At 32.3% G+C, this 13,075-nt stretch carries 17 protein-coding genes; 16 read left to right on the forward strand and 1 reads right to left on the reverse strand.

The window, feature by feature from the left end:
• The first annotated feature begins 183 nt into the window (after positions 1-183).
• From H8707_RS04610 to H8707_RS04635, 6 genes are all read left to right on the forward strand, one after another.
• On the forward strand, positions 184-894 hold the full coding sequence (locus H8707_RS04610) for a gamma-glutamyl-gamma-aminobutyrate hydrolase family protein (RefSeq protein WP_262428964.1): 711 nt from the start codon (positions 184-186) through the stop codon (positions 892-894).
• Positions 895-1,021: 127 nt separating this feature from the next.
• On the forward strand, positions 1,022-1,591 hold the full coding sequence (locus H8707_RS04615) for a competence protein ComK (RefSeq protein ID WP_262428965.1): 570 nt from the start codon (positions 1,022-1,024) through the stop codon (positions 1,589-1,591).
• 319 nt (positions 1,592-1,910) lie between these two features.
• A complete protein-coding gene (locus tag H8707_RS04620) occupies positions 1,911-2,912 on the forward strand; it encodes a type II toxin-antitoxin system antitoxin SocA domain-containing protein (protein ID WP_262428966.1) in 1,002 nt (333 codons plus the stop codon).
• Between the two features lie 511 nt (positions 2,913-3,423).
• Positions 3,424-3,645 (forward strand): DUF1659 domain-containing protein, encoded by a 222-nt coding sequence (locus H8707_RS04625; RefSeq protein WP_262428967.1) that lies wholly within the window; start codon positions 3,424-3,426, stop codon positions 3,643-3,645.
• A 96-nt stretch (positions 3,646-3,741) separates the two neighbouring features.
• A complete protein-coding gene (locus tag H8707_RS04630) occupies positions 3,742-3,960 on the forward strand; it encodes a DUF2922 domain-containing protein (protein WP_262428968.1) in 219 nt (72 codons plus the stop codon).
• Between the two features lie 229 nt (positions 3,961-4,189).
• Positions 4,190-4,333, forward strand: coding sequence for a YvrJ family protein (locus H8707_RS04635; protein WP_262428969.1), 144 nt, complete (start codon positions 4,190-4,192; stop codon positions 4,331-4,333).
• A 108-nt stretch (positions 4,334-4,441) separates the two neighbouring features.
• Here H8707_RS04635 and H8707_RS04640 read toward each other — a convergent pair whose 3' ends face one another.
• The gene (locus H8707_RS04640; protein WP_262428970.1) at positions 4,442-5,182 is read right to left on the reverse strand and encodes a helix-turn-helix domain-containing protein; all 741 of its coding nucleotides are present in this window, start codon (positions 5,180-5,182) and stop codon (positions 4,442-4,444) included.
• A 228-nt stretch (positions 5,183-5,410) separates the two neighbouring features.
• Here H8707_RS04640 and H8707_RS04645 point away from each other — a divergent pair, with 228 nt between their 5' ends.
• The 10 genes from H8707_RS04645 (at position 5,411) to H8707_RS04690 (ending at position 13,060) form a co-directional block, all read left to right on the forward strand.
• Entirely contained in the window at positions 5,411-5,605 is a 195-nt protein-coding gene (locus tag H8707_RS04645) for a hypothetical protein (RefSeq protein ID WP_262428971.1), read from the forward strand.
• Between the two features lie 93 nt (positions 5,606-5,698).
• Positions 5,699-6,772, forward strand: coding sequence for an SIS domain-containing protein (locus tag H8707_RS04650; RefSeq protein WP_262428972.1), 1,074 nt, complete (start codon positions 5,699-5,701; stop codon positions 6,770-6,772).
• A gap of 71 nt (positions 6,773-6,843) precedes the next feature.
• On the forward strand, positions 6,844-7,266 hold the full coding sequence (locus tag H8707_RS04655) for a PTS sugar transporter subunit IIA (RefSeq protein ID WP_262428973.1): 423 nt from the start codon (positions 6,844-6,846) through the stop codon (positions 7,264-7,266).
• Between the two features lies 1 nt (position 7,267).
• Positions 7,268-7,759 carry a PTS sugar transporter subunit IIB gene (locus H8707_RS04660; protein WP_262428974.1) on the forward strand — a complete coding sequence of 164 codons (492 nt, stop codon included), beginning with the start codon at positions 7,268-7,270 and terminating at the stop codon, positions 7,757-7,759.
• Between the two features lie 23 nt (positions 7,760-7,782).
• A complete protein-coding gene (locus H8707_RS04665) occupies positions 7,783-8,523 on the forward strand; it encodes a PTS mannose/fructose/sorbose/N-acetylgalactosamine transporter subunit IIC (RefSeq protein WP_262428975.1) in 741 nt (246 codons plus the stop codon).
• 12 nt (positions 8,524-8,535) lie between these two features.
• Positions 8,536-9,399 carry a PTS system mannose/fructose/sorbose family transporter subunit IID gene (locus tag H8707_RS04670; RefSeq protein WP_262428976.1) on the forward strand — a complete coding sequence of 288 codons (864 nt, stop codon included), beginning with the start codon at positions 8,536-8,538 and terminating at the stop codon, positions 9,397-9,399.
• A gap of 113 nt (positions 9,400-9,512) precedes the next feature.
• The gene (locus tag H8707_RS04675) at positions 9,513-9,932 is read left to right on the forward strand and encodes a hypothetical protein (RefSeq protein WP_262428977.1); all 420 of its coding nucleotides are present in this window, start codon (positions 9,513-9,515) and stop codon (positions 9,930-9,932) included.
• A gap of 252 nt (positions 9,933-10,184) precedes the next feature.
• A complete protein-coding gene (locus H8707_RS04680) occupies positions 10,185-10,685 on the forward strand; it encodes a PTS sugar transporter subunit IIA (protein ID WP_262428978.1) in 501 nt (166 codons plus the stop codon).
• Positions 10,682-11,518, forward strand: a complete 837-nt coding sequence (locus H8707_RS04685; protein WP_262428979.1) for a PRD domain-containing protein — start codon at positions 10,682-10,684, stop codon at positions 11,516-11,518. The genes H8707_RS04680 and H8707_RS04685 overlap by 4 nt, the downstream gene beginning before the upstream one ends.
• A 126-nt stretch (positions 11,519-11,644) precedes the next feature.
• Positions 11,645-13,060: a PTS transporter subunit EIIC gene (locus H8707_RS04690; RefSeq protein ID WP_262428980.1), complete on the forward strand. Its 1,416-nt coding sequence runs from the start codon at positions 11,645-11,647 to the stop codon at positions 13,058-13,060.
• Positions 13,061-13,075 lie beyond the last annotated feature (15 nt).

Consider the following 13,075-nt stretch of genomic DNA (forward strand, 5'->3'; position numbering starts at 1 on the left):
CTCTACCCTAACAATTGTGAACTGTGCATTGTGAATTGTGAATTGACTTAAGTTGTGCATTGTGAACTGTGCATTGTGAATTGTGCATTGACTTAAGTTGTGCATTGACTTTTTCATTGACTAAGACAAGCCTTAATGGTATCTTTATACTAACTATGATAAAACTTAAAAGGAGAGATGAAATTGAAGCCAATAATAGGTTTAACATGCCAATATGATAGTACCATAAATAGGGGTGTCAATCGAATCAATTGTGAATATATAAGTGCAGTATTGGAGGCTGGAGGTATGCCTCTTGTCATACCAAATTTGCAAAATACGGATGATATTGAGATGTATTTAAATGTGATAGATGGGATTATATTTACCGGTGGAGAGGATGTATCAGCGCACTATTTTGGAGAAGAACCGGTAAAGGAAATAACTGAGGTTTCCCGTGACAGAGATATGACTGAAATGGCATTGTTTGAAAAGGCATATGAAAAGGGAATTCCTATTTTTGGGATATGCAGAGGAATGCAGCTAATTAACATTGCATTGGGAGGGAATATGTACCAGGATATTTATACTCAGGTACCCGGAGTACATGGGCATAGCTGTGAAATAAGTCTGCAAGAAGGCTATCATAGCATAAATATTGCAAGAAATAGCATAGTGTATGAGATATTTGTAAAAGAAAGATTATTGGTAAATTCACTTCATCATCAGGCGCTAAAGAACTTAGGAAAAGATTTGAAGATAACTGCCAAGGCTTTGGATGGAATAGTTGAAGCAATCGAATCTACAAATGAAAAATTTGTACTGGGATTACAATTTCACCCTGAAACAATGGCAATGAAATATAAAGAATTTGTAAAACCTTTTAAATATTTTATAGATAGGTGTAAAATATAGATATTATCAGAGGTATGACCTTTAATTGACCTAAACAATTTATAAATAATTCCATTTTACCCCTAGACACCGAACTGATGTTTGTGTATAATGTAATTAACAATACAAATACAGGGAGGAAAAAGAAATGGAGGACTTTGTAACAAAAGACATAATGGCTGTAGTACCGGTTTATGTAGCTGATAGGGGAAATTGCACCATCATCTACGCTGAAGATGAAAACATTACCACCAATTCATCTGTAAGAAATATAATTAAAAGATTATGTACTCATTATCATTTAGATAGAGTAGCGTCAAATAAGTATTTTGGCAATCTGATACAAGTTAAAAATGGAGTTCCATTGCCATTGACCAGAGACAGGATATTTATTCAGCTAAAGGTAAGAAGAGCTATAGGTCATTGTGATGGGACTATGGGATACTTTAATCTTGATTCCATCAAAAGCGTAAAAGGTATGGAGAATGATGCCTTTGTAATACTAAAAAACGGAACGGAAATAAAATGCGTAAGTGCACTGTCCAATATAAAGAAACATATGAAAAATGGTGAATTGGTAAGAAACCTATATGACAATCGAATATATACCGCAAATGAAGCTATGGAACGATACGAAACCTCAAATACTCCTGCAACCAAAGCGGATATAGCGAGGCTATATATGATACTTCAGGATATGTCGGATAAAATAAGTTGAGGAGTTAATTGGGCATTGTGAATTGTAGAAAAAACATCTTTTCATAGTTTCTATGGAAGGATGTTTTTATGTAAACTAATTAAATCATAAATAAATAAAATTGGATGGTCGTAAAGAATAGCAATAACAAAAAATACATAAGTTAAATAAAATGTATTAAAGGATACGTTTATGCATTGCATTTTTGGTATAATTAATGTATAATTGTATTTATCGTATCTTTTCATAAAAGAAATAAATCAATAAAATATTTATTTAAATAATACCTGAAATTTAAAATAAGAGTAAAAATAGTGATTAATAAAAGGAGGGAACCTAGATGTTAGGGTTTTGTGAAAAGTGTCATGATATGGTAGAGTACTATATCAATGAAAGGAAAATGACAAAAAATATCAAAGGTAAAGAAATCGAATATATAGGGAAAGTAGCAATTTGTAGTGAGTGCGGAAGTGAAATATTTGTAGCTGATATTCGTGATTACAATCTTAAAATGCTGGATAATACTTTTAGGGAAAAAGAAGGGTTGATTTCTGTTTCAGAAATGGAACTTATATTAGATAAATATAATATTGGGAAAAGGCCTTTGTCTTTGCTATTAGGATGGGGTGAAGGTACTTTGACTAGATATTTGGATGGAGATGTTCCTACTAAACAATATTCGGATACTTTAAAAACAATCCTTAATGATCCTGAGTATATGAAAAAGTTACTAGAGGAAAATAAAGATAAAATAACAGATGTTGCGTATAAGCGTTGTAGTGAGGAATTAGTTAATATTGAAAAAAAGAAGTTCATTACTATTAAATCTGAGGATAAAATTGACCATGTTGTAAAATATCTTTTGGTAAACTGTGTAGATATAACACCTTTAGCATTACAAAAATTATTGTATTATGCTCAGGGATTTTTCAAAGCTTTTACTGATGACTTTTTATTTTATAATAATTGCGAAGCATGGATACACGGACCTGTATATAGAAGTGTGTATTATAAATATAAAAACTATGGATACAATCCAATTGAGGAAAATGAATGTTACTATACTGATATAGAATTGGATAAGATGGAAAAGGAAATTTTAGACAATGTGATTAGAAATTTTGGGTGTTATAGTGGTAAGGTGTTGGAAAAGATGACTCATGCAGAGATACCATGGAGCAGTACTAGGGTAGGGTTAAGAGATGATGTAAACTCAGAAAGAATTATTGAAAAAGAGTTGATAGCAAAATATTTTCATGATATAAAATTAAAGCATAATATGCTTAACATATCGGACATTAGTGATTATAGTACTGATCTTTTTAATAAACTATACAGATAAAATGTGAAAATAACTCTGTAAATGGGAGAGATTTAAATATAATAATAAATAGGGTATATTATTACCTATATCTTATTGAGATAAGCAAAAATATTTAAAAATATTTTTGCTTTTTTCTTTTTTTGAATAGTAAAAAACACCTCCCAAATCTATTTAATAAGTATAGCAGCAAACAAACAAGTTCACATCTCGGTGTCATCGTACAATTGAAGGAACCCATCTTTTGAGACCCAAATGAATGACCCTAACAATTGTGAATTATGAACTGTGAATTGCCACCGAAGGTGTTATTCTGGAACGCAGTGAAGAATCTCCTCTTTACAGACTCTAAAGCTCGACCCCAGCAATTGTGCATTGTGAATTGTGAATTGCCACCGAAGGTGTCATTCTGGAACGCTAGTGAAGAATCTCCTCTTTACAGACTCTAAAGATCGACCCCAGCAATTGTGCATTGTGAATTGTGAATCGTGAATTGTAAATAGTAGCTGCTAATAGAAAAGGAGGTGAAAACATGGCAATTGCAAGCTTAAAGGAAAAAACAACCCTTAAACTAGAGTTAGATGCAGGAACTGTAAATGGCAAACAAAAAGTTAAATCAAAGTCATTTAACAATGTAAAGACTGATGCAACAGATGAGTCTCTACATGAAGTAGCAACAACATTAGCAGGGCTTCAACAAAACGACTTACTAAATGTGAAGAGAGTTGAAGAAACATTATTGACAGAAGAATAGAAATAAACAATTGCTAGATCCCCAGTTTTCAATTGTGTCTTGTGAATTGTCAACTGAATTGTGCATTGTGTGAATTTGTAGAAGGGAGGTGAAATGATGGATAAGGTTAAACTTGAAATGAATTTTCTCAACGTTGCAAATAAAATAGTAAAAATCTCCATAGATGATCCTAAAGAAGATTTAAACAACGCGGAAGTAGAAGACGCTATGGATAATATAGTTGCACTAAATATATTTGACTCAAAAGAAGGAGACTTAGTAGGAGTAAGTGGAGCTAGAGTTATAAGGACTAGTGTAAGTGATATAGAATTTTAAATAGGGAGCCTTTATGGCTCCTATTTAAAAACCTAAAAACAGAGATCCTTCGGAAGTAACGCTTATGCTGCCCATCTCAGGATGACGTAAGCAGTAATCTTGAGGACTATAGAGGCAGAATAATCACTGCAGGATGTCATTCTGGAACGCAGTGAAGAATCTCCTCTTCACAGACCCTAAAGCTCGACCCAAGTAATTGTGAATTGTGAATTGAAAGGTAGGTGAGTTTATGCAGGAGATATTTTCTAATATAGCTAATTTGGGCTTTCCCATAGTAATTTCCATATATCTATTGGTAAGGATAGAAGGAAAATTAAATGAATTGACAAATAGCATAATAGAATTATCCAACTCAATATCTAAATTGAACTAAACAAAGCCATCCTTTCCATAGTTTCTATGGGAAGGATGGTTTTTAGCTATTTCATAATATCACGAAAAAGTGGAATTAATTCCACTTTTTGTGTTAAAAATAAAAGCACTACTTATGCTCTAAAACTTCAACGAACTTTCCAATGATGTTTATTTCATCCATTGGATATTTCATTGGCGGATATTCCGGATTAGCTGAACGGAGTTCACATTCTTCGCCGTTAAAATAAATGTATTTAATTGTTGCTTTTCCATTTACATTAACCAAAGCTATCTCTCCGTTTTCCACCATTGGCTGCACCTTAAAAATGACTAAATCACCATCTTCTATGTCTGCATCTATCATATTTTCTCCTCTTGCCCTAATGATAAATGAATTGGATATGTCTCCATGATATGCTTCAATACTTTCAATTGGAACGCCTGTAGCTATGTCTCCTAAAACTGGAAGATATACCGCAGGTTCTTCTCTTGCTATTGTACTTAAATTATTCTTATACACAGCGTTTATCTTTTCTTTATAAGTAACTCCATGATTGTTCTTTTCCCTTCTTAATTTTAGAAATTCTAGAAAAATGTCTAAGTCCCTTTTATCAGTTTCCGTAAGATTCTTTAATTCATATGAGAGCAAAGGATTTATGATATTAGTTTCTTTACCTGTCAGTAACCAATCTGAAGTAACATTAAAAAAAGTACTTAAAGCTAATAGATTCATTGTTGAAGGGTTTGAATTGCCATTTTCCCAGTCGCTTATATTACCTGAGCGAACATTAATAGCTTCAGCTAATTTAGCCATTGATAAGCCATGATTTTTTCTTAACGAACGTATTCTATCCCCTAAATCATCCATAAGATTCCCCTTTCTAATTCTTTTTTAAGAGCATCAATATAAAAAATACTTTGAAAAAAGAATTTTATCATTGACAATACTCTGAATAAAGAGTAAACTATATTTGACGAGGTAATTAACAGCTAATTACCACGACTTAATTTTATCACAACTATCTATATAACTGAATATATAGTTGTGCAAATTTCCAATTTTAAAAATATTAAGTAATCATAGGGGGTGAGTTGGATGAAACAGAGACTGACACCTTGGGGAATGAAGGTAAAGAAAAGGCTGATAGACTTGAATATGACACAAGCGGATTTTTGCAAAGAGTATGGCATACCGGAAAATAGACTTTCAGAGATGATTACAGGCTCAAAGCCAAATTACAAGCACAAAAAAGTAGTGAATAAAATACTGATGATAGAAGATATAGCATAATCAGTATGAAATTTAAATCTAGGAATAAAAAATTTTTAGCATCATCATAGCGTTTTCATATATTTAAATAGTAATTTAAGGGGGAGGTTTATTATGAAGTGGATGATTGATTATGTAAAAGATGCTCCAGAAATATGCAAGAACATGGTAAAAAACAGAAAAGAAATAACTAAGGATCTGGTAAAGAAATATACATCAAAAAAATATAGGGGAATTTTGATTGTAGGATCAGGTACATCCTTTAACATTGGTTTATCTTCAAAACCGGTTTTAGAAAAATATTTAAATGTACCAGTAAAGGTACAAACGCCAAGAACATATGCGTATTACGATTATAAATTTTATGATGATTATCTAATCTTATGTATTTCTCAAAGTGGAAGAAGTACAAACACTATTGATGCAGTCAAAAGAGCTCAAAAACAGGGGAATGATGTGTCTGCAATTTCAATGATGCCAAATAGCCCCATAAGTAATTATGTTAAAGATTCCTTTGAATATGGTTCCTATAATGGTGAAGGAGATAGTTTTGTAAGCAAGGGGTTTCCGACATCTTTTCTTTATTTTTCGTTATTTTCAATTGAAGCAGCACTTAAATTAAATCTAATTGACCAAGAAAAATATGATAGTGCTGTTGCAGAGTTGGAACAGATTATTGAATATATGCCAAAAATGCGAGAGAAAAGTGAAGAATTTTATGAAAATAATATTGAAGCTATACAAAATGCCAATAGAATTATGTTTGCCGGTATAGGGGCTGGATTTGGATTAGTTCAAGAAGCTTGCTTGAAGTTTTCCGAAACAACAGGAATTCCGACAAATGGTTATGAAACTGAAGAGTTTCTCCACGGCCCTTCATATGAAGTGAAAAAGGATCATGTAGTTTTCATAATGGATTTAGATTTAGAGTCTAGCGGACTTGCTAATAAAGTTTTTGAAGCTATGAAACTTTTAACAGATAAAGTTTATATGATTACGGACAAAAGAATTCGTGGAAACGATGTATTGAGCGCAGAAATCAATGTAGATGATGTTTTAAAACCTATGCTGTTTGTAATCCCGGTTCAAGTTATTCCCAGTAGAATTTGTTCTGACTTAAATATAAGAGCTATAACTATCTATAATCATAAGGCTTCGAAATTGGTTCAAACTAAAACAGATAAATAATAAACGGAGAAGTTTGCATTAATAAAGGAATCTTTTACATTTAATAATTCAATAAATATATGGAGGTAGCAATGAAAAAAGTAATAATCCTAACTCATGGAAGATTAAGTGAAGGTTTCCAATCAGCATTTGAAATAATTTGTGGGAAAGAAAATGGACTTGAGACAATAGTAATGGAAGCTAAAGATTCTCCAACAACACTATCAAAAAAAATCCAAGAAAAAATAAGCAAATTCTCTGAAGATGATACCATCATATTATTAACAGACATACCTGCAGGTAGTACTACTAAGACAGCAGTTTCTTTTCTAAAAGATTATAAAAATTTATATATTGTGTCCGGGATCAATTTAGGGTTATTGCTTGAGATAATGATGGATCCCATGGAACAAGCAGAAGAATCAATAAGAAGATCTATAGCTCTAAGCAAAGACACTATACAATTTATAAATGACGAATTGAAAATACTTGCTTTAGATTGTAAGGAGGAATGAAATGATAAAACTTTTAAGAATTGATCAAAGGTTAGTTCATGGTCAAGTGGCTACATACTGGGTAAGGTCTACAGAAGCAGATACTATGGTAGTGATAAATGATAAAGCAGCAACAGATTCAATGACTAAGATGAGCTTAAAACTTGGGAAACCCGCAGGTGTTAGATTTGAAATTCTTACTTTGAAAGATGGAATTGATTATATAAATAGTCCATCTAATAAAAAGAGAAAGATTCTTATAATAGTAGGGAATTGTAAAGATGGTAGAAAAGTTTGCGAAAATAGCCCAGAAGTTGCAGACGTTAATATTGGCGGTATTCATTATGAAGAAGGCAGGGTTTCAATCACAAATCAAGTATTTCTAACTCAGGAAGATTTAGATGAATTAGATAAAATGGAGGCTTATGGCAAAAATGTTTTTCTTCAATCTATACCTAATGAACAAAAAATATATTTAAAGGAAGTTCATGAAATATATAACAAAAATAAATGATTAAAGAGAGGAGAGTGGATTTTATGTTTCTAGTTAAATGTATTCTGGTGTCATTAGTGCATGTGTTGGGAGTAATTGACGGAAGAATTTTTGGACAAAACCTATTAAATACTCCAATTGTCGAAGGTGCATTAGTAGGTTTAATTATGGGAGATATGAAAACAGGAATAATTATGGGGGCAACGCTACAACTGATCTTTATGGGATTTGTGGGGATTGGGGTTACTTCTTTACCGAATTCCTCGGCAGGAACAATTTTAGCAGTTTTTTTTGCTATTAGTTCAGGCTTGGATGCCGATTCAGCCATAGCACTATCAATGCCTATTGCTTTATTGTTTCAACCCACCGGTATAATTCCAAGGATTATTAACAATATTTTCAATCCACGTTGTGATAGGGCAGCAGATAGAGGGGATTATAAAGCAATAGAAAAGTATTTTTGGTTAGGGGTATTAGTATTTGCTATAGTATTTTTTGTTCCTATGCTATTAGCTACATACTTTGGGCAAGGACCGGTAGAAGCATTGATAAGGATCATTCCGGATGTGATACTAGATGGATTAAACAAAGCATCAACTTTGTTGCCAGCGCTAGGAATAGCACTTTTAATGAATTATATTATGGATAAAGAAAGTACTCCATTTTTGTTCTTAGGGTTTTTATTATCCGCTTATTTAAAAATGGATTCTTTAGGAATAGCAGCTATGGGGCTAATTATTGCATCGGTTTATTATTTTTTCTCTCAAAAAAGAACTTTGGATTAGGGGGATGTTAAGATGACAAATAGCAATGATATTCAAGAAAAAAAAGGCAAATGTTTAGGTAACATGAGTAAAAAAGAATTTATGAGTGGATTTTGGCGTTCATGTGGAGTTCAGGGCTGTTTTAATTACGAACGTCAACAAGGAATTGGATTTGGTTTTAGTATGATTCCTCATTTAAGGAGAATTTATAAAGATGATAATGATGGTTTTAAAGAAGCTTTAAAAAGGCATATTACTTTCTATAATATCACGCCACAAATGACTACGTTTGTTCAAGGCATTTCAGTTGCTATGGAAGAGGAAGCGGCAGAAAATGAAGAGTTTGATACTGGATCAATTAATTCAGTAAAAACTGCTTTGATGGGTCCATTATCCGGAATTGGGGATTCAGTTTTCTGGGGAACATTGCGTACTATAGGGCTAGGAGTAGGATTATCTTTTTCAATGAGGGGTAGTATTCTGGGACCTATATTGTTTTTGCTTATACACAATATTCCCGGGTGGTATGTTCGCTATAAAGGTTTAGAAATAGGTTATATGCAAGGAATGAAATTTATGGAATCAGCCACTGAAGGTGGCATGCTAGATACTTTTAGTACTGCTGCAAAATTACTTGGTGCAACTGTTGTAGGCAGTATGATTTCATCCATGATCAATTTTTCTACAAGTATTACTTTAGACTTAGGAAACTATCAAACACTTTCAATACAGGAGATATTGGATAGTATAGCACCAAATCTTTTACCATTGGGTTTGGCTTTATCGTGTTTTTACCTTGTAAGAAAGGGAAAAAAGACAACAACTGTTATGTTGATATTATTTTTGCTTGCTTTCGTTCTTGGATGGATTGAAGGCTTACCAATGTTTATTGCATAGCCTGATTATGAAATCTCATACACATTAAAAGGAAGGAATTTATTTTCCCAAAAATAGTCAATGGATTAAACTACACTCCTTTGTTATAATAAATACAAGGGAGTGTACTATTTATGAAAAAAATATTATATATATTATGTGTTACATTAGCATTGGTATCATTGGCAGGTTGCACATCCAGACCGGAAATATCCGAAGAAGCATTAGGTGGCAGTGCTCAAATCCTTGAAAGTAATGTGGAAGTAGATGATGCTGAAATAATCGTTGAAAAAAACAAGATTATGTTTTACATAGCGCCACTTGATGTAAGCTCATCAGATGAAAGATTAAGAGAATTGGGAGTAGATTTTGTGAAGGTGTTGGGAGGATATACTGCAGGGGAAGAGCTAGAGGCTCCAACAGAAGAATACTATGGTGAATTGTATGATTATTATGATGTGGAAATCATAATAGAAGGAGAGCATGGAGCAGTATTAGATAAGGCTACTAAAGCTAAAGGGAAAAATGAAATAGTTTGGCAGGAATCCTTATAAAAAATTGTTAAAATTATTTCAAATTATTGTATTTTTTTGTTTATTGTGATATTCTATATATAGTGTAAATAGATAAGTAAGGATTGTTACTCTTCGGAGGCTTGACCTTATAATTAGTAGTTGCTGATTATATAGTCAATCTTTCGAAGAGTTTTCTTATTTCTAAGAATATAACGAATAGGAAAGTTCTGCTTTGATTAGGATAATAAAAGAACTTTACGTAGATGCTTTTCTAATAAGGGGTGATAGAAATTGCTTAATTTTTTTAAAAAGAAAAATGAAGAATTATATTCAATAGCAAATGGGGAAGTTATTTCTATTACAAGTGTTAATGATAAATTATTTGCTAATAAATTATTAGGAGATGGTGTTGCTTTTTTATTATCAGATGGCAAAATATATTCGCCTTGTGATGCAGAAGTGGTAATGTTAGCGAAAACAAAACATGCAATTGGATTAAAAACAAAAAACGGAGGCGAATTGTTAATTCATATTGGGCTTGATACAGTTAATTTGAACGGTGAGGGATTCAATGTTTTTGTTAAAACCGGTGATAAGGTGAAGCGAGGTACAAAATTAGTAGAAGTTAATTTGGAATTTATGAATTCAAAAAAAATTGATCTAATGACGCCCATCATTTTAACCAATGGTGATGAGTATAGTTTAAATATATTGAAGATAAATCAGAGGATAAGTTTAAATGATGTAATAATTAAACTAGAAAAAAATAAAAATGGAGGGAAAAGTTTATGAGAATCATTCGTAACATAAACAATAACGTTTCCCTTTGCAAAGATAGTAATAATGTGCAGGTGGTAGTCTTTGGAAAGGGGATTGGGTTTTTAAAAGTTAATGAAGAAGTTCCCTTATCTAAGATAGAAAGGACATTTTATAATGTTAATAAGAACTATTTAGATGTAATTGCATCATTGCCTGAAGATGTGTTAGAGGTGTCAAGCAAGATTATTGATATGGCAAATATCAAACTTAATACAAGCTATAAGTCTAACGTTGTCTTATCGTTGGCTGATCACATCAATTCTGCAATACAAAGAAAGCAAAACAATATTAGCATTAAATTGCCATTGATATATGAAATAAAGCACTTGTATCCAATGGAGATAGAAATCGGTAAGGAAGCTGTTAAGCTGATTTCAGACAAATTGAATGTTGAACTTCCAAGTGAGGAAGTAGTCGGGATTACATTACATTTGGTAAACTACGGAACAACAAACAATCCTATTGATGATAAGAATGAAGAAAAGATTGTTGATGATTGTACTAAGCTTATTGAAGATGAACTTAATATCAAGATAGATAGATCGTCATTTAGCTATTTTAGATTTGTATCACATTTGCATTATTTATTTTCAAGAACAAATGAACAGATGAAGAGTGATAATGAAGAAATATATAAAATGATAAAGAGTAAATATGCAGATACTGATATATATGATTGTACGATAAGAATTCGTGATTATTTGAGCAAGACGCTGGATTTTAAATTAAATGATGAAGAATTACTATATTTGTTTATACATGTTAATAAATTGTGTATACATGAAGATTGTTACCTAGAGGGTTAGGGTTTTTATTTTGGCAAATACGATGTAATGCGCGCGACATCGTTTGCATATAATCAGGATTAAATCACAAATTAAAATGAAAGGAGTGCATGATATTTAGTCTTGTAAATATCATCAAGAATAGATATGAAAAAGAAAGATTATTCAATGATGTCCTCTGAAATAGTCAAAGGTATTGGAGGTAAAGATAACGTCAGCTTTTTCACACATTGTGTAACTAGATTGAGATTTAATTTAAAGGATAAAGGATTAGTAGATAGCAATGGAATTGAAAAGATATCTGGTATAATTGGATGCCAATGGGTTGGTGATCAGTTACAGATTATAATTGGACAAGAAGTTGAAGATGTATATGAAACAATTTGTGAACTTGAGGGGTTTAAAAGAGAAGATGCAATCGAAGAAGATACTCAATCTGATTCACAAAAAAAGAAAAGATTCTCATTCAAGTATCTTTTAAATGAAGTTATTATCGGCACGATTTCGGAATGTGTATTTCCTATTTATCCGATTTTTGTTGGTGCAGGAATTATCAAAATGTTCGCTACAATTTTGGGACCGAATTTATTGAACTTTTTTTCGGCAGAAAGTGACGTTTTAACTTTATTAAATTTTGTAGGAGATGCCGGGTTTTATTATTTTCCTGTTTTTGTCGCTTGGACAGCTGCAAAAAAATTCAATACAAGCATTTCGATTGCTTTGTTTTTAAGTTCCGTATTGGTTCATCCAACATTGGTTGGAATGGTTGCAGAAGGTACCAAATTTACCGTTTTTGGCATTCCGATGACCTTAGTCAATTATCCTAATCAATTATTACCTAGTATTTTAATGGTTTGGGTTTTATCTTATGTTTATAAATATGTAGATAAAGTATGTCCAAAGTCTGTTAAAACAGCTGTTGTTCCAGTATGCACAGTTCTTATTATGCTTCCTATAACACTATGTTTATTAGGACCTATTGGAAGCTATTGCGGTATTCTAATAGCTATCGTTGCAAAATGGCTTGTTTCAACAGTTGGTCCATTGGCAGTAGGGTTAATTGGCGGATTATGGTATGTACTTGTTGGCTTAGGAATGGATAAGGCTTTAATCCCAATTATATTGAATCAGTTTGCAACTCAAGGGTATGATGACCTATTTTGGTTGAGTGCAATTGTTGCCACATATGCTTTGATAGGGGTAGCTGTTGCCTTTGCTATTCGTTCTAAAAAGGAAGAAAGAGCAATGAATACATCTAGTGCGATTACGTTAATTTTGGGGGGAGTTAGTGAGCCAACTATCTTCGGATGTATTTTCCGTTTTAAAAAAGCTATGATATGGTTGTTCACCGGAGGTTTTGTAGGTGGCATCATTGCTTCTATATTGAATGTAAAAGCATATACCATAGGAACAGGCAATATTTTGTTTTTCACGGTATGTGCAGGTGGAGACGGTTCAAGTCTTGTTCCCGGAATTATTGCTTGTGTTGCAGCATTTTTAGTTAGTTTTATTTTATCAATGCTATTTGGGTTCACAGACAGGTCTGAAAGACAGGTGAGATAGGGCTGAGCTAAGCTT

This window comes from Paratissierella segnis (genome assembly GCF_014385195.1).
Taxonomy (GTDB): domain Bacteria; phylum Bacillota; class Clostridia; order Tissierellales; family Tissierellaceae; genus Paratissierella; species Paratissierella segnis.

What these genes read in the sequence shown, in the direction of transcription:
- H8707_RS04615 (WP_262428965.1), top strand. Translation starts at nt 1,022, where the DNA reads ATGGAGGACTTTGTAACAAAAGACATAATGGCTGTAGTACCGGTTTAT.
- H8707_RS04620 (WP_262428966.1), top strand. Translation starts at nt 1,911, where the DNA reads ATGTTAGGGTTTTGTGAAAAGTGTCATGATATGGTAGAGTACTATATC.
- H8707_RS04665 (WP_262428975.1), top strand. Translation starts at nt 7,783, where the DNA reads ATGTTTCTAGTTAAATGTATTCTGGTGTCATTAGTGCATGTGTTGGGA.
- H8707_RS04675 (WP_262428977.1), top strand. Translation starts at nt 9,513, where the DNA reads ATGAAAAAAATATTATATATATTATGTGTTACATTAGCATTGGTATCA.
- H8707_RS04630 (WP_262428968.1), top strand. Translation starts at nt 3,742, where the DNA reads ATGGATAAGGTTAAACTTGAAATGAATTTTCTCAACGTTGCAAATAAA.
- H8707_RS04645 (WP_262428971.1), top strand. Translation starts at nt 5,411, where the DNA reads ATGAAACAGAGACTGACACCTTGGGGAATGAAGGTAAAGAAAAGGCTG.
- H8707_RS04685 (WP_262428979.1), top strand. Translation starts at nt 10,682, where the DNA reads ATGAGAATCATTCGTAACATAAACAATAACGTTTCCCTTTGCAAAGAT.
- H8707_RS04635 (WP_262428969.1), top strand. Translation starts at nt 4,190, where the DNA reads ATGCAGGAGATATTTTCTAATATAGCTAATTTGGGCTTTCCCATAGTA.
- H8707_RS04660 (WP_262428974.1), top strand. Translation starts at nt 7,268, where the DNA reads ATGATAAAACTTTTAAGAATTGATCAAAGGTTAGTTCATGGTCAAGTG.
- H8707_RS04655 (WP_262428973.1), top strand. Translation starts at nt 6,844, where the DNA reads ATGAAAAAAGTAATAATCCTAACTCATGGAAGATTAAGTGAAGGTTTC.
- H8707_RS04640 (WP_262428970.1), bottom strand. Translation starts at nt 5,182, where the DNA reads ATGGATGATTTAGGGGATAGAATACGTTCGTTAAGAAAAAATCATGGC.
- H8707_RS04650 (WP_262428972.1), top strand. Translation starts at nt 5,699, where the DNA reads ATGAAGTGGATGATTGATTATGTAAAAGATGCTCCAGAAATATGCAAG.
- H8707_RS04670 (WP_262428976.1), top strand. Translation starts at nt 8,536, where the DNA reads ATGACAAATAGCAATGATATTCAAGAAAAAAAAGGCAAATGTTTAGGT.
- H8707_RS04690 (WP_262428980.1), top strand. Translation starts at nt 11,645, where the DNA reads ATGAAAAAGAAAGATTATTCAATGATGTCCTCTGAAATAGTCAAAGGT.
- H8707_RS04625 (WP_262428967.1), top strand. Translation starts at nt 3,424, where the DNA reads ATGGCAATTGCAAGCTTAAAGGAAAAAACAACCCTTAAACTAGAGTTA.